The sequence below is a fragment of the Bifidobacterium sp. wkB338 genome, assembly GCF_003688325.1.
Taxonomy (GTDB): domain Bacteria; phylum Actinomycetota; class Actinomycetes; order Actinomycetales; family Bifidobacteriaceae; genus Bombiscardovia; species Bombiscardovia polysaccharolytica.
This window is the reverse complement of sequence record NZ_NPOR01000041.1, coordinates 68,951-92,072: the sequence shown is the minus strand read 5'-3', so window position 1 is coordinate 92,072 and position 23,122 is coordinate 68,951. Positions and strand designations below refer to the sequence as shown.

Below are 23,122 nucleotides of genomic sequence, written 5' to 3'. Positions count from 1 at the left end.
TCAAGGACAGGGACTCATTGGCCCTGCTGGCCTAAATAGTCGGGGATATGCTCAGGATATTCGGGCCAGGCGCCCTGCTGGGTGCAGACGAAGGCGGCAGTGTTGACTGCAGCCCGGTGGGCCTGAGTCAGGGAGGCCCCCAATAGGCGGTTGATTGCGAAGGTGCCGGAGAAGGCATCGCCGGCCCCGACCGTGTCAGCCACGGTGATTTTAGGCGTAGGCAGGTGTGAGGACTGCCCGTCCGCCAGGTAGATTGTACTGTAGTCGCTGCCGGCGGTCAGCACGATGGTGTCCAGATGCCACTGGTCCATGAACCAGCTGCAGAGCTCGTCGTCGGTGGCTCCAGGAATGTGGAACATGTCGCGCAGAGTGACCAGTTCCTCGTCGTTGAGCTTGAAAACCGTGGCCATGTCCAGCAGTTCCTGGATCAGATCCTTGCTGTAAAAGGTGCCGCGCAGGTTGATGTCGAAGAAGCGCATGGCATGGCTCTTAGTGTGGCGCAGGACCTGCAGGCAGGTTTCGCGGGACCCACTGCTGCGCATGCTCAACGTGCCGTAGCAGACGGCGTCGGCCTTGCTGGCCAGCCCGGCCAGGTCATCCGTGTATTCCAGATGATCCCAGGCCACATCAGGCTTGAAGACGTACTGGGGGATGCCCTCGGTCAGCTGGACCTCGACGGTGCTGGTGGGGTGGTCGTTGTGCTGTAGGAAGGCATCGACGCCGGCCTTCTGGACCGCCTCCTCAAGCTCCCGACCCAGGTCGTCCCGGCCCACGGCGCTGAAGGCATAGCCTTCCGCCCCGTTCTTTGCGGCATGATAACTGAAGTTGACCGGTGCTCCACCGGCCCGCTTGCCTGTTGGCAGGACGTCCCAGAGGATCTCGCCGATGCTGAGGACCATGGGTCTACTGGTCATGGTGTTCCTTTCCTGACGACGGGCGATGTGCCCGCCTTGTGTTTGCTGATTTCACAGTTGTGCGGCCCATGCTGGCCGGGTGCTCCAAAAATTGGCTGGCCGCCACCGCAGCGGCTCCGGTCAGTGTGGCATCGGCTGGAAGACGGGAGAGCAGAATCTGCGTGTGCTCGCGCAAGCCGGGCAGGGCGCGTTTGGATACTATGGTTCGAACTCGTTCCAGTAGGTGGGAACCAGCGGCGGCCACCATGTCTCCGATGACGATTTGAGCAGGGTTGTAGGCGTTTACGATGGTCACGCAGCCATAGCCCACGTAGTCGGCTATTAGATCCACTAAGGTCTGGGCGACCTGCTGGCCTGAGCGGGCCTGATCGAACAGACTTGTGCAGGCCTTGGTGTGGGTCATGGCTTCGATTCCAGGGAAGTGATCCCGCATATCCGGCTGGCACATGCGACGGTGGATGGCTACCGCCGAGCAATAGCATTCCAGGCAGCCGCGGTTGCCGCACTCGCAGGGCAGGCCATTCAGATCGATGCTGACATGGCCGATTTCGGTGGCCGCTCCCTGGTTGCCGTCCACCAGGGCACCTCTGTCTATGACTCCTAATCCCACGCCTTCACCCACCAGGAAGTAGGCCATGCTGGAAGCGCTCACGCGGGGGTCGAAGAGGCTCTGGGCCAGTGCACCGGCTCGGGCATCCTGCTCGATGAAGGTGGGTACGCGGAAAGCCTGGCCGAATTCATGTATAAAGTCCACGCCACGCCAGCCGGGCATGCTGGTAACCAGGGCGATGCGGCCGGTCTCTCGCAGGTAGGGGCCCGGCACAGCCATGCCCACGGCCACGATGGTGGGGGTTGTCTCCAGACGTTTTCTCACTCGTGTTCTGACTTCAGTTACTGTGCCGGGGATGTCATCGGGATCGACGGGGGGCAGCTCCTCCGAGTCCAGGAGATGACCGCTGATGTCGAAGAGTCCGATGCTGACCAAACTGCGGGCGAACTTGACTCCGATGACCTGGTAGCGGTCGGCGTTCAGGGCCAGGCCGATGGATCGACGGCCGCCCTCTGAGTCCATGCTCCCGGTCTCGCTGATTAGGCCCAAGCTGATTAGGCGGGCCACCAGCTTGCCTACGGCCGCCGGCGTCAGGTTGAGGTCCCGTGCCATCTGGGCTCGTGAACTGGTGCCGTGCTGATGCAGATATTGGACGATGCGTGACTGATTGAGTTCGGAGAGGGCCTTTGGTGTGCTGGCGTATGGACTGCCGCGCATGTCGACCTCCTCCTTGAGTAGTACAGTCTCACGATCTTCGTGCACTTTATGAACAACGTTTATATATTAACACTGTTTATTATCCTTGCACAAACTTTCAAAGTTGTTCAAGGTTTCTCGACAAGACAATCCCGTCGTTGGCCGCTTCATCGCAGCCAAGAAGTTCATCAGCCTCTGCTTCTTCACCAGTGCGATGGATAGCAGGTTCTTGTAGGCTCGCAGTCCTAAGCGAGCTGCTTGTGCGGTGGATATCTGGCTCTGCCGGTGCCCGTTCGCCCTAAACACCGGAATCTTTTCTCGTCTCCGGCGTATGGGTAGACTGATGAAGTGGCCATCGCTGGCCATGGCTGGAGCATGTCAAGGACGCGGTCGTCAGTGGCATCAGCCTGTTACAGGAAAGGTATGGATCATGAGTCTTGATAATGGTATCGACGCCGTCGTCGATCCGTCGATGGAGCGACCGTTGGCCTTGATTCCTCGGCCGCTTCACATGCAAAGGGATCGGGGTCAGCTGCTGTTGCCAGTGGCGGGCAGAATTGTCTGCGGTTCATCAGTTGACCAGGAGCTGGGTTCAGTTCTCAGTGACCAGTTGGCAGGTACCATAAAGCAGGCTACGGGAATGGTCTGGGATCATTCGCGAGGGGGGGCTTGGACTGGCGCAATCAGTCTGGACCTGGACCAAAAACTTGGTCCTCAAGAGTATCTTCTGTGCATCGCCGATCAGGGGGAGCGCCGCCCGATTGTGGATGTCCGCGGCGGCGACAGTCAGGGACTGCGATGGGGGGTACAGACCCTCCGCCAGGTCATCATGCAATGCGGTCCGGTGCTTCCCGCCTTGCACATTCAGGACCGCCCCGCCTATCCAACGCGCATCTACAGTCTGGATGTGACCCGCGGTCGGGTGCCCACCATGGAATGGCTGCGGCACTGGGCGGACATATTGGCCCTGTATAAGTTCAATCAGCTGCAGCTCTACATTGAGCACACGATGGCTTTCCCGGGCATGAGCGAGGCCTGGAGGGGCACAAGCCCTCTGGAGCCCGGGCAGATCACCGACTTCGATGACTATTGCGCCCGCCTGGGCATCGAGTTGGTGCCTTCGATTTCCACCTTCGGCCACCATTACACCAGCCTTCGCACTCGCGGATTCAGGGATCTGGGCGAGTTTCCCGAGCAGGCGGACCGGCCCTACTCTTTTATAGAGCGCCAGGAGCATCACACCATCAATGTCAACCATCCACAGGCCCTGGCATTCTCCACTGGGCTGATTGACGCCTATGCGCCGCTTATGCGTACGCGTAACTTCAATATCGGCGGAGACGAGACCTTCGATCTGGGCAAGGGGCGTTCGCGGCAGGATGGTTCCAGTAAGGATCCTGCTGACATGTATGCCGATTATCTGATCAGCCTGTGCGATCACCTGCATGCGCAGGGCCGCCATCCCATGTTCTGGGGCGATGTCGCCGTGTCCATGCCCAAAGTCTTGGACAGGCTGCCCGAGGACTGCACGCTGCTCAACTGGCTCTATGATCCGCAGGTAGGGCCGGACAAGGTTGCCCTTGTAGCCTCGACGGGGGCCCGACAGGTAGTCTGCTCGGCCGTTCATGCCTGGAATCTTCTCCTTCCTGGAATCGACAATGCCTGGAAGAACATCAGCCGTCTGAGTCAATATGGGATCCAGTACGGTGCCGTTGGAGCCATGGTCACCGACTGGGGTGATTACGGGCACATCAACGATCCGCGCATGAGCTTGCCTGGCATGGCCTACGCCGCGCAGTGCTTCTGGAACCCCAATGACGATGATCGAGACCGGGTGGACAGGGATCTGGGCCTGTTGGTCTATGGGGATGCGGCGGGGGACTATCTGCCGGCACTGATCCAAGCTGGCTCCAGTGCGGTCTTCGGCTGGGACGATATGGTGCGTTACTGGGAGCTTGATGACGGACATGGGGGCCTCAACCAGGATGTGGCCTCTACATTGCCGGGCGCAGGCGTGCCTGCGCTGGATTCGTCTGCCGATCTCGACGAAGCTCGCCGGAGCCTGCTTAAGGCTTTGCGCATTCGTCTTGAGCAGGTGGATCAGCGTGACGCTCTGCTGGTCGACGCGGCTGTACGCATGGGCAGGGCGGCCGCCGGATGCCGGGCTGATGCGCGCAGAACTTTGCAGGCTCAGTTGATAGCTGTCCATGGTCAACGCCTCTTTAACGCACTGGGTCGTAGTCTGGCCGTTCGCTATGGCGTTCTGCCTGGAGCTCCGGATGCAGAAGGCGATCGGGGCCTGGCCGATGCTTTTGAGATCTGGTTTGAGTCTTACGCTACGGTCTGGCGTCAGGTCAGTCGGGAATCGGAGTTGGGAAGGATCGCCTCTGTGATTTGGGGCTTCGCCGACATTCTTCGGAAGGGAGCGAACTCCTGATCGGATCGATTGCGAGTTCATATCGAAAGGCGGGAAGAGCGCGAGAATGATCATCAATGAGTAGAGCATGGCTCTGCGGCTTTTTGGACGTTTCTTGCACGAAGTCTTAGGATTGCATAAATCTCGAGCCAGGAAAATGGTCTGTGCCTCGTCTGCCGGTTTCAAGCTTTGGCCGGTTTTTTATGCCAAAGCTTGAAACCGGCAGGATAATTGTCGTACCAAGACACGTTCGGCTTTCATCGTTGGGTACTTGTTGAGCACTGGGTCTTATACGGCGAAGGAGCTTCTCGAAATCAGCTGAGTAGTACCAGGGGTAGTGATGCCGATTCTATATAATTCAACGAATTGACAAAATCGATTCATCCCTCTACTCTTGTTGCTCAGGAGGCAGGAATTGGTTTCCTCCCCTGTGAACGCTGTAAAGGCAAATGCAATAGGCAAAGGAGCATTTCGGATGGGTTTGTGGGACGTTGACAAAATCGAATACGTGGGTCGCCAGGGCGTCAAGGAAGGCCTGGGCTTCCGCTACTACGACAAGAACAAGGTGGTGGCCGGCAAGCCCATGAAGGACTGGCTGCGTTTCGCCGTGGCCTGGTGGCACACCTTCAACCAGGGTCTGGTGGATCCCTTTGGCGATCCCACCGCTCAGAGGCCCTACTACCGCTACACCGATCCCATGGATCAGGCGCTGGCCAAGGTGGATTACGCTTTCGAGCTCTTCGCCAAGCTGGGGGTCGAGTTCTTCTGCTTCCACGACCGTGACCTGGCTCCCGAGGGCGACACCCTGCGCGAGACCGATGCCAATTTGGACAAGGTGATCGACCGTATCGAGGCCGCCATGAAGGACACGGGCGTCAAGCTACTATGGAACACCTCGTCGCTTTTCACCAACCCTCGTTTTGAGGCCGGTGCCGGCACCTCGCCTTTCGCTGATATCTATGCATATTCGGCAGGCCAGCTCAAGCACAGCCTGGAGATCGGCAAGCGGCTCGGTGCTGAGAACTACGTCTTCTGGGGTGGTCGTGAGGGCTACGAATCCCTTTGGAACACCCGAATGAAGGAAGAGCAGGACCATATGGCCGCCCTCTTCCATATGTGCGTGGACTACGCCAAGGAGATCGGCTTCGACGCGCAGTTCCTGATCGAGCCCAAGCCCAAGGAGCCCACCCTCCACCAGTACGATTACGACGCGGCCACCACCATCAACTTCCTGCGCACCTACGACCTGCAGGATAACTTCAAGCTCAACATCGAGGGCAACCACGCCAACCTGGCCATGCACACCTATCAGCATGAGGTCCGCGTGGCCCGAGAGGCTGGATTCCTGGGATCCCTGGATGCCAACCAGGGCGACAAGCTGATCGGCTGGGACATGGATGAATTTCCCTCGGACCTCTACGATGCCACCGCCGTCATGTGGGAGGTGCTGGCCAATGGGAGCATCGGGCCCCGCGGAGGCTTGAACTTCGATGCCAAGCCGCGCCGTTCCTCCTTCCTGCCTGAGGACCTCTTCAGGACCCACATCGTGGGCATGGACACCTATGCCGCCGGTCTACTGGTCGCTGCCAAGATGCATGAGGATGGCTATATCGAGCAGTTGCAGCAGGAGCGCTACTCCTCCTTCGAATCCGGCATCGGCGCCACTGTTGAGGACGGCACGGCCACGTTGGCCTCCCTGGAGGAGTACAGCCTTGACAAGCCACAGGCCGAACTGATCGCCGCCGACAAGTCCGACCATCTTGAAGTGGTCAAGGCCACCATCAACAACTATATTGTCGAGGCTCTGGCCCAGGCCTGATGATAAGAACATTCTGTTTTCGTCCCCATGCGGTGCTGCTGGCACCGCATGGGGACGAATCATTTATTAAGACCGTGCGCCTGCAGGTTGTCGATGAGCCAGGACCAGTCGTAGGGGCCTTCATAGCGTTGGATAAATTCGAGAATAGCGGGAATGTCGGGTGCGCTAAGGGCGCCTCCAGGGGTCTGCACTGAGTAGGCGGATGCCGCGGTCGCCAACTCCATGCAATGGCGCAATGGCCATGACCGTGTAAAGGCTGTCATTAAAGCGGCTGCAAAAATGTCACCGGCGCCAGTCGGATCCTTTGCTTCCACGGAAGGGGCCGGAACTTCGATGAAGCCGGTCGGGTCAGAGGCAGAAGATCCCAGACCGCCGCGCGTGATGACAGCCGTTGATACAAATTCACGCAGCATCTTCAGAGCACTTGCTGTCGTTTTCTGACCAGTGAAGTGTCTTGCTTCGGTTTCATTCATCAGCAGGACATCGACTCCTCTGGCGGATTCGAGGATCTGTCTAGGCCAGCGGCCGGAGGAATCCCAGCCGACGCCGCCGAATATGATCGTGCCCTGGTCTCGTAGGGGCTGTGACCAGGTGGGCAATCCTTCAGAGAGGCTGACGAAGAGCGTTCTGGTCAGTTTGCCGGCAGGCCAATCCAGGACAAGTGCTGAATGGTCATAGGTGACAAATGCGCGATCATTGCCAGTGCTGATAGCCACTGAGACCGGATTGCGGTATGCCGCGCTGGTGGTGCACAGATCAAGATTGAGATGGTCAACCTTTTGGAGAGTTTTGAACAATAAAGTCGATAATTGATCGTGTCCGCGGTTGGTGAGCAGACCTGCTTCGGATCCAAGTCTTGCGGCAGCCACGGCTCTGTTGGCCGCTCCTCCCGGAGAGATAGTCAGGTTGCCGGCCAGTACTTCGGTTCCAGGCTGTGGGAAATCAACATCCGAAAAAACCAGATCCAGGTAAGTTTTCCCGGCAATCACTACGTCGAAGATTTTCGGACTGGCCTTATAGGTCATCGTCTCATTGTTGATTCTGCTCATGTTTGCTCATTCTAGATAGAAACACTCAAAATGAGCAAACTTTGTCAAATCCTGTCATTTCATGTATGGTGAAGTCATGCTTTTGGATGAACGCCGTCAACGGATTCTCGATCAGCTGGCCGAGCATGGACAGTCAGTTAAGGACTTGTCACATGGTCTTGGGGTCAGTGAATCCACTATCAGAAGGGACCTCACATTCCTGGAGCAGGATGGCCGCCTCAAGCGCAAATATGGTGGTGCGATGCTGACCCAGGGCAATAGGGCCGACATCACTGACTCTGGCAAGCAGGACCGCGTCGTCGATGCGACTGATGCGCAGATGCAACTTTGGGAACGCATGGCCAAGGCTGCTGCTGACATGGTTCAGGACGGCTCGGTCATCATCTTGGATGTAGCCCCTGAAGCGGCTTTGATTGCACGCAATCTGCGCGGACACAAGGTGACCATCATCACATCGAATCTGGCCGTACTTGATCAGGTTCGTGATGATGAAGCAGTTGATCTGGTGCTCATAGGCGGTGCGGTGCGGCATCATCATAACAGTTTGGTTGGCCCGCTGGCTGAACGGATGATCTCCGATGTTTCAGCTGACTTGATGTTTCTTTGTTGTACCGGTGTGCGGGGGAATGCCGTGGTGGACAACATGGCCGTCGAAGCCCCGATACGTCAGGGTTTCATAAAGGCGTCCCAGCAAACAGTCCTGCTTGCGGATGAATCCAAATTCCCTGGAACCGGAAGTTTCAAACTGTGCTCATTGGCTGATTTGGATGCTCTCGTCACGACTTCGGGGTCCGGGAAGGGAATACAAGACAGCTTTGCCAAGGAAGGCAAGAAGGTGGTGGTCGTATGAAATTAACGATTCTTGGTGGTGGAGGCTTCCGTACGCCGTTCATCTGGCAGGCATTGATCAGGGATCAAGGCGAACCGCGCGTGGATGAGCTGGCTCTGTATGACACAAGCCAGTCGCGTATGGATACGATGGTGAACATTATGCGTGTCCAGGCCCAGGGCTTCGGTCACAAGCCTAGAATCCGCACATACACGGAGCTTGAGCCGGCCCTGAGCGGTGCCGATTTTATTTTTGCTGCGATTCGTGAGGGAGGTCTCCAGGCCAGATGCTGCGATGAACATGTGGCTTTGGATCTGGGCCTGCTTGGTCAGGAAACCACTGGGCCCGGCGGGCTCGCATACGCCATGCGTACTGTGCCGGTTATGCTGCGGATGGCCCGTATGGCTGCCAGGGTCTGCCCTGACGCATACTTTTTGAACTTCACCAACCCAGCTGGCATCATTACCGAGGCATTACAAAGCGTATTGGGTGATCGTGTGGTCGGCATATGTGACACGCCATCCGGATTGGGCAGAAGAATAGCTGCGGCTTTGGGCCATGATCCAGAGGATGTCAGCATGGATTATGTCGGCCTCAACCATCTGGGTTGGATGCGAAGAGTGCTGGTCGGCGATCATGATCTGCTGCCGGACCTGCTTGCCGATGAGGAGAAGCTGTCGGGGCTGGAGGAGGCCAAGGTCTTCGATCCGGACTGGTTGCGGCAGATGGGGATGATTCCCAATGAGTATCTCTTCTACTACTACTGCGATAGAGATGCCGTCCGTCGTATCATGGAGTCTCCCATGACCCGCGGCGACTTTCTACTCAAGACCCAGACGCGTTTCTACAAACAAGCAGCCACGGCCGGGAACGAAGCCGACCGTATCTGGACCGATGCCTTGCAGGAACGTGGAGCCAGTTATATGGCTGAGGCTCTGGGAGGTGTACAAGGTGCCCCCACCAGCAACCGCAAGGAGGAGTTCGATCCTGCCCATTTGGGTTATGCAGGAGTGGCTCTGGGCGTTATGAATGCAATCAGTCGACATGAGCGTCGGGTCATGATTCTCAATGTGCGCAACAGGGGAACAATAGCTAGCCTACCCAATGATGCCGTTGTCGAGGTTCCCTCGCTTGTGGACTCTCACGGAATCCATCCTCTGAATGTGGGAGAGCAGCCCACAATGGACCAGATCGGCCTTATGCAACAGGTGCGTCAGTCGGAAAGGCATGCGGTTCGGGCTGGGATCGAGGGATCCTCCCATGAGGCTTTGCTGGCTTTCGCCTTGCATCCTCTCGTGCAGTCCGTTCCGTTGGCCAGAAAGCTGCTGGCCGGATATCGTCGTGAAATTCCTGAGATCAATGCCCTTTTCGAGAAATGAGGATAAAAATGACCAACCAGTCTTCGGCCCGGGGCTAAGCGGGTCGGTACGCGGACGAGGATTTTTGCATCCCTCATGTGACATATCGCAAGAGTTCACAGTGCCAGGTAAAGCAATCAAAGCGGATTGTATTGTAATGGAAAGGTGCTCGGTTTATGCAAATCAAGGTTGATCGAGAGCTGAACAAGTGTAGGCGCTTCCTCAGAGATCGCATACGTCCTTTTATCGAAGAGGAACTTTCATCATGCACTGTCGCCGCTTATGTCAACTCAGGGGAACCTGAACCTCCCAAAAACTTTATTCGTCGTGCAGAGGCCGGTTTGATTCGATTCCACCCTGTTGATCGTGGAGATGCGTGGGGGACGAACTGGGGCACGACCTGGTTTCGCGTTGATGGCAGGTTGCCTATGTCGGAGTCCGGTCACGAGACGGAGATTGATCTGATTGTTGACCTAGGCTGGAATTCCAGCGTTTCCGGGGGGCAGTGCGAGGGATTGGTCTTCGCCAAGGATGGAAGAGCGATCAAGGGCGTTCAGCCAATGAATGCTTGGGTCCGCTTGCAAGGCAAGGGTGCTATGGCGGGTCTGTGTGACGACAATGGCGCCTTCCGCCTGTATGTTGAGGCCGGGTGCAATCCCATGCTGTTGAATATTCCACAGCGTTCCACGGATTTGGGCGAAGAGGCCGATGGGCGTGTGTGTGCACAGTATGCCTTCCATGGCATCAGTCTGTGCCGGTTTGATCGTGAACTTTGGGAGTATGCCAGGGATCTGGAGGTCGTTACGGGCCTGCTTGATGTCATTGACAAGAACTCAGTGCGATATTGGCAGGTGATGAAGGCCCTGCAGACCTCGCTCAATCATTATGATGATGATCACCGTGCTGAAACACTTGGCCAGGCCCGACATGCATTGGCTGGGGTGCTGAGCAAAACCAACGGCCCGACGATTTTCCATGATCATGCGGTCGGTCACGCACATATAGACACCGCCTATCTGTGGCCGAAGCGCGAGACAAGGCGAAAAATCGGCAGGACTGTTGCCAATGTCCTGGCCCTGATGGATCAGGACGACGAATTTGTTTTTGCAATGAGCTCGGCTCAGCAGTTTGCATGGCTGGAGGAGGATTATCCTGATCTCTTCAGACGCGTAAAGGAACGGATAGACCAGGGTCGATTCATTCCTGTGGGCGGAATGTGGGTGGAAGCAGATGCCATGATGCCTTCAGGTGAGTCTCTTGTCAGGCAGATTACCAACGGCCGTCGGTATTTCAAAGACCATCTTGGCATCAGTCCAAAAGGCATCTGGTTGCCCGATAGCTTTGGGTATACAGGTGCTTTCCCGCAGATTGCCAGAAGGGCTGGATACAGCTGGTTCCTCTCACAGAAATTGTCCTGGAATGACACAACCAAGTTTCCCCATCATTCCTTCATCTGGGAGGGAATCGACGGCAGCCCGATACTGACTCATTTTCCTCCTACTGATACTTATGCCGCTGAAATCACTCCCGGTGAATTGCGTTACTCGGAGATGAATGCAGCAGACAAGGAATGGATCGACCAGGGTCTGCTGCTTTATGGATACGGTGACGGTGGCGGCGGTCCCACCAGGGAGATGCTGGGCAGGCTCTCCAGGTTGCGCGATCTTGAGGGCGTGCCCACCTGTACTTCCGCGTCGCCTGACGATTTCTTCCAGACGCTTGCGGATCAGATGAATCGTTGTGATGGCTTTGAGAGGCCGCGTTGGCACGGTGAGCTATATCTGCAGCTGCATCGAGCCACGCTCACGGCGCAGCAGGACATGAAGGCTGACTGCCGTCGCGAGGAAGGGATGCTCAGAACCATGGAATATCTGGGTTGCCTAGCCAGCTTGTGTCATGCGGAATATCGTTACCCCGGCGATCGGCTTCAATTCATCTGGCACCGTCTTCTGCTCAACCAGTTTCACGACATTCTCCCAGGTTCTTCGATTTCTTGGGTGCACCGTGAAGCTCGTCAGGAGTATGAGCAGGATATGTCCGAGCTGAGCAGGTTGATTCAGTCGGCTGCCGATACTGTGGCCGAGGCTGATCCTGATCTTCCCGTGCTTCAAAAAGGGTATATTGCGCAAAAGGATTGGCTGGTGCATCCAAGTCTCCCAGACGACTGCGCTGTGGATGACGGTTGTCTTTCCTGCAATGATTCCGCTCCTCAGGTCCATGCTGAAAAAGATGGATTCGTCATGGAGAATGCTTCGATAAGGGTTGTCATCAACAACGAAGGGCTGATCGTATCCTTACGTGACCTTAAGGCTGGACGCGAACTGGTGGCTTCAGATCACGCTCTAGGCTCCTATCGCCTGTTGATCGACAAGCCATGCGAACGTGATGCATGGGAATTGGACCGAGATGCCTTCCTGGGTCCCATTGATGGAGGCAAGGTCGTCAAGGTTGAACCTGTTTGCTCATCCGTTTCGGCCGGCGTGGAGATCACCACGGCTATAGGCGCCGGAACAACTATCAGGACTCAGGTTCTTCTGGATGGTCAAAACAGAAGTCTTAGGTTCCATGCCTACGTTGACTGGCAGGAGCGGGATCGCTTTCTCAAGGTGGATTTCCCTTTGAATGTCCAGACATCCATGGCTACTTACGAGTGTCAATACGGTACAGTCGATCGTCCAGTCTGTAGGGATGATGCAGACACGGAGGCGGCCTTTGAGTGTTGCACCCATAGATTCGTACACCTTCACGAGGGTGGATATGGAGTTGGGCTGGTCAACGAATCCACATATGGCTCCAGTGTCTTCCCGGTGGAGTCCGACGGGGATAACGGTGGCAGAACAGGGACCCTTTTGGAGTTGTCGCTGCTTTCCGCGCCCACATTCCCTGACCCCAATACGGATGTCGGCCGGAGCCACGAATTCACCTGGGAGGTCCTTCCGGGTGCCAATGTGGCGGATACGGTCAAGGAGGCGGGTGCTATCAACGCACCGACGATTGCTCATCTGCCGCAGGTCAGGCCGCTGATTCAATTGCGTCAGGGGAAAGGCACGGTGATTCTGGATTGGGTCAAGCCGGCCGATGATGGGTCGAAGGACATCATTGTTCGTTTGTATGAACCTGTCGGGGAATCCGCAACTGCGGACATTCTTGCGGATGATCTGATCGCCGAGGCAACCGTATGCGAAACGGATCTGCTGGAAGTAGCCGGGGCGACCCACGGCATGCCATCCGCCCTGGAAGGCGCTTGGATTCCTCTGCAAGGTGCGCACCTTAACCTGCGCCCGTACCAATTAACGACGTTACGGATTCGACCATGATGGGCTCGGCGCCCAGGCCATGGCCAATGAGGACTGCCGGGGCGCTTATGTACACAACAACATCAAAAGAAAGCAGGGCGATATGACTACGATGTCAGAATCTCCCACATCCCTGTCATCACCAAAACCCAGGGATGTAAATCCATCCAATCGATGGAAAAAAAGGATACAAAGCAAAAGCAGGTGGGCCGGCTTAGGATTTGTCCTGCCGTTCCTGCTGGTCTTTTTTGTAGCTACCATACTACCTATCATTTATGCTCTGTACCTGAGCCTCTTCCGGGATCAGCTCATAGGCGGCAGCCATTTCGTTGGATTGGCCAACTACATATCGCTGCTCAAAAGCGGTACTTTCTGGGACGGGGTATGGCGTGTGATCCGGGTGTTCCTGATCCAGGTGCCGATCATGTTGGGCCTGGCTCTCCTGGCGGCTCTGTGCATCGACTCCGGGCGACTCAGAGGGCACGGGTTTTTCCGAATCATCCTTTTCCTGCCGTATGCAGTTCCAGGCGTTGTCGCAGTACTGATATGGGAATTCCTGTACGGCGATCAATTCGGGTTGACTGCCAGCATCAACAGCTGGTTCAACATAGCCATGCATCCATTGTCCAAAAACGTCATCCTGTGGTCCATAGGCAACATCATGACCTGGTCGTTCCTGGGATACAACATGCTGATTCTGTACTCCGGACTGAAAACAATTCCTACCGAGCTGTATGAAGCCGCCCGCTTGGACGGAGCCAGCGAATGGAAAATCGCTCGTTACATCAAGGTGCCGGCAATAAGGGGGCAGTTGCTGATCACATGGATGTTCTCCATTATCGGTACCTTCCAGCTTTTCAGTGAGCCACAGCTGCTGAAGACGCCCGCACCCAACGCAATATCAAGCAACTATACGCCCAACCTTTGGGCATACAACCTGTCTCTTAACGGAAGCCAATACAACAATGCAGCTGCTCTGGCAATTCTTATGGGACTGATCACAGGGGTGATCACCTATATCACCCAGGAGCGGGGATCGCGAAGCGGCGATAAGAAGAAGCCCAAGGCATCCCGAGCTACAAAAAGGAGGGCTGATCGATGAGTATCGTCAAACATTTCGGATCAAACAGGTCTACCGGCGCCCACAGTCTTGTCCGACACTCGCCGGCCATGCTCATCTTTATGCTGCTGCTAGCGTCGTATTCCTTGATTCCATTGTTGTGGCTGTTGATCAATGCCACCAAGACCCAGGCTGACGTTATGTCAACGTTCGGTCTGTGGTTCGGACACGGCTTCAACCTGATAGACAACATCAAGGAGACCTTTTCTTATAAGAATGGGATTTTCGCCAAATGGCTTCTCAATACCTTCTTATACGTGCTGATTGGAGCCGGCGGTGCGACTTTTTTGGCGACCATGGCGGGATATGCGCTGGCGATCTTTGACTTTCCGGGCAAGAAAGGCATTCTTGCCACGGTTATCGGAGGCATAGCCATCCCGGGAACAGCGCTGGTCGTTCCTACATTCCTGCTTTTTGCCAAGCTGGGATTGACCAATACACCATGGGCTGTCATTCTTCCGTCGCTGGTGAGTCCCTTCGGCCTTTATCTAGTCATGAGTTATTCGAGGACCGGCCTGCCAGTCAGCGTCATTGAGTCGGCACGCATGGATGGTGCGGGGGAATTCAGAATCTTTGCACAGATTGTGGTGCCTCTTCTGTCGCCCAGCATCATTACGGTGCTTTTGTTCGCTATCGTACAGACCTGGAATAACTATTTCCTGCCGTTGATCATGCTCAACGATCCGCGGTGGTATCCGCTGACTGTAGGTCTGAATGAATGGAATGACCAAGCTACGGGTTCGTCGACGCCAGAACCCATTTACAACCTGGTGATCACTGGTTCCTTGCTTACGGTCATACCGATTATTGTCATTTTCCTAATGTTGCAACGCTACTGGGAATCCGGCCTGACGGCTGGAAGCGTCAAGCAGTGATCCATCGATGTGACAAGGAGGTCATGGAGAAAGTCCCTCGTCTTGGAGGTTGCAGAAGAGACGGGGATAAGTAGGCATCGTCGATTCGTCGGCATGTAAATCAAAGGAGATTGGTGATGAAACACAGCAGAATGACGAAATTCGCCACTGTCGCCACGGTGGCGGCTTTTGCGACAACTTTGTTGAGCGCTTGCGGAGGTAGCTCTTCAACAACCCAGAGCGGTCATGCAAATGACGTGGAACAGGCGCTTGAGAAAGGAGGCGATCTGGTCTATTGGACCTGGACATCGTCCGCTGATACCCAGGTCAAGGCCTTCGAGAAGCATTACCCCAAGGTTCATGTCAAGGTCGTCAACCCTGGCAGCGGTGCAGCGGCATATACCAAGATGATGAACGCCATAAAGTCGGGGTCCAATGTACCCGACATCATGCAGATCGAGTATCAGGCCCTGTCTCAGTTCTATACTCCGGGTAACCTGTTGGATCTGGCACCTTATGGCTTTGCCTCGCTCAAGAATCAATACGCGGCGTCCGCATGGAGCTCGGTGAGCGTTGGAGGCAAGGTCTACGGACTTCCTCAGGATACCGGTCCGATGGTTCTCTATTACAACAAGAAGGTCTTTGACTCGTTCGGCATCAGTGAGCCGCCAAAAACCTGGGATGAGTTCGTCAAGGACGGCGAGATCATGCAACAGAAGGATCCAACCGTCCATATCACGAGCGACTCGGGTCAAGGCAATTTGGTGGCCTCTCTGCTTTGGCAGGCCGGCAGCCATGCCTTCAAGGTCTCTGGATCGAATGTAACCATCAATTTGAGTGACCCCGGCGCCCAGCGGTGGGCTGCCGTCTGGGACAAGCTGATTGGAGAGCATCTGATCACCACAGTGGCCAATCAGGGCACGGAATGGTACCAGGCTGCAAACAAGGGGAAGATGGCATCCATCATTTCAGCCTCGTGGCTTCGCAACACCCTGCAGACCTCGGTAAAGGAAAGTGCCGGGGACTGGAGAGTGGCTCCCATGCCTACATATGACGGGAAACCGGCCTCGGCCAATTATGGCGGTTCGTCGCAGGCCGTATATGCCAAGACGAAGAATCCCGCATTGGCTGCTGGTTTCGTCAAGTGGTTGAACAACTCGCGAGAATCCATTGAGCTGGCCACGGCTTCAGGAGGCTTCCCCAGCACAGTCAAGGATTTGAATGCTCAGGACTTCCTGGAGGAGAAAGCCGACTACTTCGGCGGCCAACAGGTCAACAAGGTCTTTAATCAGAGCTCCAAGGATATTCGGTCTGGCTGGCAGTTCCTGCCCTATCAGGTCTACGCCAATTCGATCGTGAATGATTCGATTGGTAAGGCCTATGAGGGCTCGGTCCGTTTCGAGGATGCGTTGAAGACCTTCCAGAAGGACCTGGTTAAGTATGGCAATGAACAGGGTTACACGGTAAAAGGTCTGTAGATCGATTCATGTGATTGACCCACCCCCATACCCCCATCTTGAAGACGGCGCGCAATGACAGCGTGATCGGAGTCAAGATGGGGGTATTTAATTTTGGCGAAGCTGTCATTGGGAAGATGCTTTCCCGATTGTCTGTTTTCTTTTGCATTTGTGGTTCCTTTGCCAATTTGTGTTATCTGATTTTGCGCACGGCCATGGGGCTACAAGAGGCGTATAGCAGCTGATGTCGGATTTTCTGCCAGGTTTGCCGTTTGATGACGACGCGTTTGGGCACACTGACTCATGATGGCCAGAACATCTTTACAACTGATGTTGGTCATTGGATAAAAAAGAGATATAATATTACTAAACCGCTTTAGTTTTGAAACGGAATCTGCACAAACAAGGAGGTTTACGGGATGCAGCTGAAGGTGGAGCGTGAACTCGACAGGTGCGATCGAGTCATAAGGCAACGGGTGCTGCCCTATGTCGATAGAACGGTCGGCCATTGTGCAGTCAGGGTCTACCGGATTCCTGGCGAGCCCATTTCCTCCCAGGACTTCTTCCGCCGCCTGAACAATGGGGGCATTCCTTTTGAGCCTTTGAATCTTGGCGAATCCTGGGGGACTACTTGGGGAACAACCTGGATGGAGATCAAGGGAAGCATTGATCAGAGCCATCGAGATGAGGCTCCGCTTGAACTGATTGTGGACCTTGGATGGCAGCCCGACTCTCCCGGTGGCCATTACGAGGCAGAGGCCTACCGCCCCGACGGCTCCATTATCAAGGCGGTCAACCCGAAGAATCAGTGGATTCCCCTGGATGGCAGAGACTGGAAAGGGTCAGCTATTGATGAAGAACCTTCGCTTATCAGGTCCGATGGCACTTTTACCCTCTATCTGGAGGCAGCCTGCAACCCGCTCATTCTCGGGGTTCCTCCATTCGTTAAGACTCGTTTGGGTGAAGGCACCACGGGCCGACCCGACGAGCCTAACGCTCTGAATCAACTGGATGTCTGTCATTTCGATTATGAGATGTGGAACTATGCCATGGATCTGGAAGCGGTCAGCCAGATCATCCGGGAGTGCGACCCCAAGCAGCCACGCTATTGGAGGCTGGGTAAGGCCCTGCAGACTTCCTTGAACAGCTATCGGGAGGGTGATGCAGCTAGTCTGCAGCAGGCCCGTACGGCCCTGACCGAAGAACTCAGCCTGCCGGCTGTGTCGAGCAGTTTGGATCATGCAGTGGTAGGTCATTCACACATTGATTCGGCCTGGCTTTGGCCCAAGCGTGAAACTCGCCGAAAGGTAGCCCGTACAGTCTCTAATATGCTGGCGCTGATGGAGCGAGATCCCGATTTTATCTATGTAATGAGTTCCCCACAACAGTATGCCTGGCTTGAGGCTGATCATCCAGATCTGTTTGCTCGCCTTTTGCGTCGCGTCAAAGAGGGACGCTTCATTCCTGTGGGTGGCATGTGGGTCGAATCTGATGGGATGTTGCCAGCGGGCGAATCATTGACACGCCAGTTCAGCTATGGAAAACGCTACTATCGTGAGCATCTAGGCGTAGATACCGATGTAGTCTGGGAGCCTGACAGTTTCGGCTATACAGGTCAGTTCCCTCAAATTGCCCGGCGTGCTGGCATGCGTTACTTCCTTTCGCAAAAGATCTCATGGAATGACACTACAAAGTTCCCTCATCATACTTTTGACTGGCAGGGTATCGATGGCACGCCTATATTCACTCACTTTCCACCGATGGATACCTACTCCTCAAGCATGACTGCCCGGGAGCTTAATCATTCTGAAGAAAACTACCAAGACAAGGACTTCTCCGATAGAGCCATAGTCCTGTGCGGCTATGGTGATGGAGGCGGCGGCACTACACGCGAAATGCTGGGTCGGTTTGACCGTCTGCGTGATGTGGAAGGTGTTGCAAAGGCACGTTATGAGACTCCAGATGATTTCTTCCGTGAGTCCTGTCAACAGATTCATCAGCGCGCTGGTCGAGAGATGCCGGTCTGGAAAGGCGAACTCTACCTGGAGCTCCATCGTAAGACACTGACTTCTCAGCAGGATATGAAGCGTGGCTGCCGGCAGGAAGAAGCCATGCTGCGTACTGTGGAGTACCTGTGCGCTTATGCTTCCCTGGCTGATGCGAATTATGACTATCCTCACGCTGAGCTGGATCAAATCTGGCGAACTTTGCTGCTGAACCAATTCCACGACATTCTGCCCGGTTCAGCCATCTCTTGGGTTCATCGACTCGCTCGCGAGGATTATCAGCGTGACATTGATCGCCTGCGAGAAATCGGTCAAGAGGCCGCTAGTGTAATCGCCAGAGTACAGAGGGGGATTCAACGTGTGCCTGCTGCTCTAATAAACCCAATGGATACTGACGGGGACGACGCTTGGCGGGCTGTACCGTCAGTGCCCAAGACAGGCGGTCCAACGTCTATGGTCCAAGTTTCTGCTAACGAGCAGGGATATATTCTGGACAATGGCCTTATCAAGGCGGTTGTGGGGACTGATGGCACAGTCCACTCCTTGCTGGATGTCGTTTCCGGACGAGAGCTGATTCCCAGGGGTTCAACAATGGGTGGCTACGAACTGCTCAAGGATGAGCCCACTATGTGGGATGCGTGGGATTTGGAACGTGACGCCCTTCTTACCGCCATGCCGGTGGATGACCCTGTTCAGATCACTGCAAAGAAGTCCGGGGTGGACGTGGTTCGAAACCACGGTGACACGCGGATCACTACTGGCATCAGCCTGTCGCCTGGGGCCAGGAGGCTGGACTTCACCGCTTCCGTGGATTGGCATCAGGATGAGCAGTTGCTGAAAGTGGATCTTCCCTTGGCTATCCAAGCACGTTATGCCCAGTTTGAATGTCAATACGGATTCATTGACCGGCCTATACAGAAGAACAATGCGGCCGAAGAGGCGCAATTCGAAAGTTGCACCCACAGGTTTGTGCGGGTTAGGGATGACGACCTAGCCGTTGGCGTGGTAAATGCCTCGACCTATGGCGGCGATACCACACCTATTCCAGCTGATCCGGCTCATGGTAAGGAGGCAGGAACCTTAGTTCGCCTGACACTGCTTTCTGCACCTGTTTTCCCTGATCCGGATACTGACCGGGGTCATCATGAGTTTGCCTGGTCCGTGGTTCCTAACGAAGACCAAAACGCTGTTCTAGCCCAAGCTTATCGGCTTAATGCTCCTATCTTCCTAGATGGTCTGCCTGACGCAGAGCCTCTGGTGAGTTTGGACACCATCTCTGGAAGGCTAGTCATTGACTGGATGAAGATGGCTGACGATGGCAGCGGTGATCTGGTGATTCGTGTGTATGACCCTGATTCCTCTCCTGCCCGTGGTCGTCTGAAACTGGGGCCGTTGCTGAAGGGAGCTACGGTACGAGAGACCGATTCCTTGGAGGAGTCGCCCTTGCCTGACGATTTGCGTCATGGATTGGTAGATAAAGGTGAGGTGAATGCTGAAGGTGCCTCTCTGGAGTTTATGCCTTTCCAATTCACCACCCTCAGACTGCATCAATCACAAATTACCGGCAAATAAGATCGAAAGAACAATGAAGGGTCATTGATTATGTTGCTTAAAGTACAGCGTGAGGTTGATCGCTGCAAGCGGGTCATGAATGAGCGGGTACGCCCTCATATCCACCATGTGCTCGCCCAGTGCGATGTACAGGCTGTTTGTTATACGGGGGAACCGGTGAATCCGTCAACGTTCCTTGATGAAGCACGGCATGGCGGTGTGGCATTCACCCCTCTTGCCGTCGGTGAGCCATGGGGCACCACATGGGGGACGACGTGGATGAAAGTGACTGGACAATTGCCTCGGAGCTCGGGCAATGGACACCCGATTGAACTGCTTTTTAACCTGGGTTGGCTGGATTGGCCAGTTGGCGGACACATCGAAGGAATGGTGTATCGGCCTGATGGCTCGGTGATCAAGGCCATCCATCCACGTAACTACTGGATTCCATTGGTTGATGATCAAGGCAAAGCGGACCAAGTCGTTGATCATGACGGAGCCTTCACTGTCTACGTTGAAGCGGCATACAATCCTAACGTCCCGTCTTTCACGGTTACGAGTCTCGGTGATGCCCCCACGGGCAAGGCGGATGAGCGTTACGTCTTTGAATCGGTGCAAATCGCCGAATATGATCACGAAGTCCACGAATACTGGATAGACCTCGACATCGTCAGCGGCGCTGTAGAACAGTTGGATGCCGGTTCGCCACGGTATTGGAAGCTGGCCAAGGCGCTGCAGCGTTCCATGAACATCTTTGATGGAGCTGATGAAGAGACTGTGAGAGCCACCCTGCCTGCTGCGCGTGAAGCGCTGGAAGCGGTGATGAATAAACCCTCCGCACCTTCTGCTTTGCAGCTATCCGCCATGGGGCATGCTCACATCGATTCAGCTTGGCTTTGGCCTGTGCGTGAGACCAAACGCAAGGTAGGACGGACAATAGCCAATGTGCTGACCCTCCTGGATAACGATCCAAAGTTCTGCTACGTCATGAGTTCTGCCCAGCAGTATGCCTGGCTCGAGGAACGGCACCCGGATTTGTTCAAACGTGTGCAGCGCTACGTACAGGAGGGAAGGTTTATACCTGTAGGAGGCATGTGGGTTGAATCGGATGGAATGGTTCCCTCAGGCGAGTCGCTGATTCGTCAGCTTTCTTATGGGCAACGGTATTTTAAGCAAAAGTTCGGCGTCGAAACCCATGGGGTTTGGCTGCCGGACAGTTTTGGATATTCAGGTTCATGGCCCCAAATCGCTCGCCGATCGGGAGCACGTTGGTTCCTGACGCAAAAACTCTGTTGGAACGATACAACACGATTGCCGCATCATTCGTTTATGTGGGAAGGGATTGACGGTTCCAGGATCTTCACCCATTTCCCTCCGGCAGATAAGTACGATTCTGACATGTCCCCCAAGGACCTGCACTATGCGGAACAGAATTTTAAGGATAAGGATCTGTCGGATCACGGGATTCTGCTGTTCGGCTATGGAGACGGCGGTGGTGGACCGACGAGAGAGATGACCATGAGGGCTGAGCGGCTTCGTAGCTTCGAAGGTCTTCCTCGAGTGGAATATGACAATCCAGATCATTTCTTTGACGTGGCTTATCACGATATGGCTGACCAGGCTGGCAGTGAGATGCCCACTTGGAAAGGCGAGTTGTATCTCGAGCTCCATCGCAAGACGTTGACCTCCCAGCAGGACATGAAACGTGGTTGTCGCAAAGAGGAATCATGGCTGCGCATGGCGGAATATTGTTGTGCCTATGCCGAATTGGTCAATGAGGAATATGTTTATCCGCGAGAAGAGCTTGACAGAATTTGGAAGACCTTGTTGCTCAATCAGTTCCATGACATTTTGCCTGGATCCGGTATCGCATGGATATACCGAGTGGCTCGCAAGGAGTATGCAGAAGATATAGTCCGGCTGCGGGAGTTGACCGCCGAAGCCTTGCGTGCGGTCGAAGCATCTACTAAGACCAGAATTCGGCCTGAGGCACGAATCATGCAGGTCGGACGAGCTGAATCAGGACAGGCATCCTGGAGTCCGGTTAATGCAAAGGGAATAGTCAGGAATGCTTCAGCCGTCGCTGTATCTCATAATGCAAACAGCGAGTTGATTCTGGACAACAGCCTTTTGCGCGTTGTCATTGCTCAATCTGGAGCAGTGACATCCATATGCGATCTGACAACCGGCAGAGAAATGGTGGCACCTGGCCAATCCTGTGGGCTTTATCAGGTACTCAAAGATGAGCCCGGCGTCTTTGATGCTTGGGATGTAGAGCGCGATGCATTCTTGGCTGTCTCTGATTTGGATCAAGGCCAAATCGAAGATGTGAAGACTGACGAGGACGGTACTGTTCACGTCCATGTGATCAATAAGTACCGCGCCAGCACTATTCGGACCAGCATCAGTTTGCGTCCCGGTTTGAGGCAGCTTGATTTTCATGCTGACGTTGATTGGCTCGTTCCGGAAAAGCTGCTCAAGGTTGCTCTTCCACTTGCTGTCAGAGCAGACCGTGCCCAGTATGAAACACAATTCGGCCTTATCGAACGTCCTATCGTGAAGAATACCGAGGGTGATGAGGCACGTTTCGAGAGTTGCACGCATCGTTTCGTCCGCATAGCTAATGAAGAATTTGGCGTTGGCATCGTCAATGGATCGACTTATGGATCCGATGTGTCCGCTATATATGGACCAGAGAATGGTCCGGAAGTCGGCACTCAGGTACGCCTGACCTTGGTAGGTGCTCCTAAAGCACCAGACCCCCATGCAGATCTGGGCCACCATGAGTTTGATTGGGCTCTGGTGCCTGGTCATGATCTGGATTCGACCTTGGCTGCAGCTGCGGAAATCAACGCACCAGTGTTGAAGGATGTGCCTGATATGGAGCCCTTAATTGGTCTGCAAAATGTGAAGGGCTTGCCTGTCGTCGATTGGATCAAGATGGCTGACGATGGCTCAGGTGATTTGATAGTGCGTATCTACGAGGCCAACGGCCAACCGGCATCTGCATCGCTGGCAGTGAATGGCCCCATGGTGGGGGCACAGGTCTATGAGACCGACTTGCTGGAGCGGGACCGCCACTATCAGGGTGAGCCTGATGCTCTCAAACAGCCTGGGGCTGCTGAGGGGGCTCGGCTTGATCTGGGACCTTTCCAGATTGCTACTCTTCGGCTTTCTCAAGCCGGAATTCAAGGATGAATTAGTAAA

At 55.0% G+C, this 23,122-nt stretch carries 14 protein-coding genes; 10 read left to right on the top strand and 4 right to left on the bottom strand.

Features of this window, described 5'->3' with window-relative positions; all coding sequences use genetic code 11:
- Nucleotides 1-14 precede the first annotated feature (14 nt).
- Nucleotides 15-914, bottom strand: a complete 900-nt coding sequence (locus CI603_RS08070; RefSeq protein WP_121913712.1) for a carbohydrate kinase — start codon at nucleotides 912-914, stop codon at nucleotides 15-17.
- A complete protein-coding gene (locus CI603_RS08065; protein WP_121913711.1) occupies nucleotides 904-2,181 on the bottom strand; it encodes an ROK family transcriptional regulator in 1,278 nt (425 codons plus the stop codon). Before CI603_RS08065 ends, CI603_RS08070 begins: the two co-directional genes overlap by 11 nt.
- Before the next feature lie 409 nt (nucleotides 2,182-2,590).
- Here CI603_RS08065 and CI603_RS08055 point away from each other — a divergent pair, with 409 nt between their 5' ends.
- Nucleotides 2,591-4,597, top strand: coding sequence for a glycoside hydrolase family 20 zincin-like fold domain-containing protein (locus CI603_RS08055; protein ID WP_183122292.1), 2,007 nt, complete (start codon nucleotides 2,591-2,593; stop codon nucleotides 4,595-4,597).
- Between the two features lie 454 nt (nucleotides 4,598-5,051).
- The gene (gene xylA, locus CI603_RS08050; protein WP_121913708.1) at nucleotides 5,052-6,395 is read left to right on the top strand and encodes a xylose isomerase; all 1,344 of its coding nucleotides are present in this window, start codon (nucleotides 5,052-5,054) and stop codon (nucleotides 6,393-6,395) included.
- 59 nt (nucleotides 6,396-6,454) lie between these two features.
- Here xylA and CI603_RS08045 read toward each other — a convergent pair whose 3' ends face one another.
- Entirely contained in the window at nucleotides 6,455-7,444 is a 990-nt protein-coding gene (locus CI603_RS08045) for a carbohydrate kinase family protein (RefSeq protein WP_121913707.1), read from the bottom strand.
- A gap of 76 nt (nucleotides 7,445-7,520) precedes the next feature.
- Here CI603_RS08045 and CI603_RS08040 point away from each other — a divergent pair, with 76 nt between their 5' ends.
- From CI603_RS08040 to CI603_RS08015, 6 genes are all read left to right on the top strand, one after another.
- Nucleotides 7,521-8,294: a DeoR/GlpR family DNA-binding transcription regulator gene (locus CI603_RS08040; protein ID WP_121913759.1), complete on the top strand. Its 774-nt coding sequence runs from the start codon at nucleotides 7,521-7,523 to the stop codon at nucleotides 8,292-8,294.
- A complete protein-coding gene (locus tag CI603_RS08035) occupies nucleotides 8,291-9,652 on the top strand; it encodes a 6-phospho-beta-glucosidase (protein ID WP_121913706.1) in 1,362 nt (453 codons plus the stop codon). Before CI603_RS08040 ends, CI603_RS08035 begins: the two co-directional genes overlap by 4 nt.
- A gap of 155 nt (nucleotides 9,653-9,807) precedes the next feature.
- Nucleotides 9,808-12,948 carry an alpha-mannosidase gene (locus CI603_RS08030; protein WP_121913705.1) on the top strand — a complete coding sequence of 1,047 codons (3,141 nt, stop codon included), beginning with the start codon at nucleotides 9,808-9,810 and terminating at the stop codon, nucleotides 12,946-12,948.
- A 19-nt stretch (nucleotides 12,949-12,967) separates the two neighbouring features.
- On the top strand, nucleotides 12,968-14,029 hold the full coding sequence (locus CI603_RS08025; protein WP_310886183.1) for a sugar ABC transporter permease: 1,062 nt from the start codon (nucleotides 12,968-12,970) through the stop codon (nucleotides 14,027-14,029).
- The gene (locus CI603_RS08020; protein WP_183122291.1) at nucleotides 14,026-14,922 is read left to right on the top strand and encodes a carbohydrate ABC transporter permease; all 897 of its coding nucleotides are present in this window, start codon (nucleotides 14,026-14,028) and stop codon (nucleotides 14,920-14,922) included. The genes CI603_RS08025 and CI603_RS08020 overlap by 4 nt, the downstream gene beginning before the upstream one ends.
- Before the next feature lie 116 nt (nucleotides 14,923-15,038).
- The gene (locus tag CI603_RS08015; protein WP_121913704.1) at nucleotides 15,039-16,379 is read left to right on the top strand and encodes a sugar ABC transporter substrate-binding protein; all 1,341 of its coding nucleotides are present in this window, start codon (nucleotides 15,039-15,041) and stop codon (nucleotides 16,377-16,379) included.
- Nucleotides 16,380-16,579: 200 nt separating this feature from the next.
- On the opposite strand, the gene CI603_RS09195 is transcribed toward CI603_RS08015, so the two are convergent.
- Nucleotides 16,580-17,038 carry a hypothetical protein gene (locus tag CI603_RS09195; protein WP_259465525.1) on the bottom strand — a complete coding sequence of 153 codons (459 nt, stop codon included), beginning with the start codon at nucleotides 17,036-17,038 and terminating at the stop codon, nucleotides 16,580-16,582.
- Between CI603_RS09195 and CI603_RS08010 the strand changes: the two genes are divergently transcribed.
- Together CI603_RS08010 and CI603_RS08005 are read left to right on the top strand one after the other, a co-directional pair.
- Entirely contained in the window at nucleotides 16,961-19,936 is a 2,976-nt protein-coding gene (locus tag CI603_RS08010) for a glycoside hydrolase family 38 C-terminal domain-containing protein (protein ID WP_259465523.1), read from the top strand. The two genes, CI603_RS09195 and CI603_RS08010, sit on opposite strands and share 78 nt — an antisense overlap.
- A 30-nt stretch (nucleotides 19,937-19,966) precedes the next feature.
- Entirely contained in the window at nucleotides 19,967-23,113 is a 3,147-nt protein-coding gene (locus CI603_RS08005; RefSeq protein ID WP_121913702.1) for a glycoside hydrolase family 38 C-terminal domain-containing protein, read from the top strand.
- Nucleotides 23,114-23,122 lie beyond the last annotated feature (9 nt).

Coding starts and splice junctions, on each gene's coding strand:
- CI603_RS08070 (WP_121913712.1), bottom strand. CDS start 914: ATGACCAGTAGACCCATGGTCCTCAGCATCGGCGAGATCCTCTGGGAC.
- CI603_RS08065 (WP_121913711.1), bottom strand. CDS start 2,181: ATGCGCGGCAGTCCATACGCCAGCACACCAAAGGCCCTCTCCGAACTC.
- CI603_RS08055 (WP_183122292.1), top strand. CDS start 2,591: ATGAGTCTTGATAATGGTATCGACGCCGTCGTCGATCCGTCGATGGAG.
- xylA (WP_121913708.1), top strand. CDS start 5,052: ATGGGTTTGTGGGACGTTGACAAAATCGAATACGTGGGTCGCCAGGGC.
- CI603_RS08045 (WP_121913707.1), bottom strand. CDS start 7,444: ATGAGCAGAATCAACAATGAGACGATGACCTATAAGGCCAGTCCGAAA.
- CI603_RS08040 (WP_121913759.1), top strand. CDS start 7,521: ATGCTTTTGGATGAACGCCGTCAACGGATTCTCGATCAGCTGGCCGAG.
- CI603_RS08035 (WP_121913706.1), top strand. CDS start 8,291: ATGAAATTAACGATTCTTGGTGGTGGAGGCTTCCGTACGCCGTTCATC.
- CI603_RS08030 (WP_121913705.1), top strand. CDS start 9,808: ATGCAAATCAAGGTTGATCGAGAGCTGAACAAGTGTAGGCGCTTCCTC.
- CI603_RS08025 (WP_310886183.1), top strand. CDS start 12,968: ATGGCCAATGAGGACTGCCGGGGCGCTTATGTACACAACAACATCAAA.
- CI603_RS08020 (WP_183122291.1), top strand. CDS start 14,026: ATGAGTATCGTCAAACATTTCGGATCAAACAGGTCTACCGGCGCCCAC.
- CI603_RS08015 (WP_121913704.1), top strand. CDS start 15,039: ATGAAACACAGCAGAATGACGAAATTCGCCACTGTCGCCACGGTGGCG.
- CI603_RS09195 (WP_259465525.1), bottom strand. CDS start 17,038: ATGGCTCTGATCAATGCTTCCCTTGATCTCCATCCAGGTTGTTCCCCA.
- CI603_RS08005 (WP_121913702.1), top strand. CDS start 19,967: ATGTTGCTTAAAGTACAGCGTGAGGTTGATCGCTGCAAGCGGGTCATG.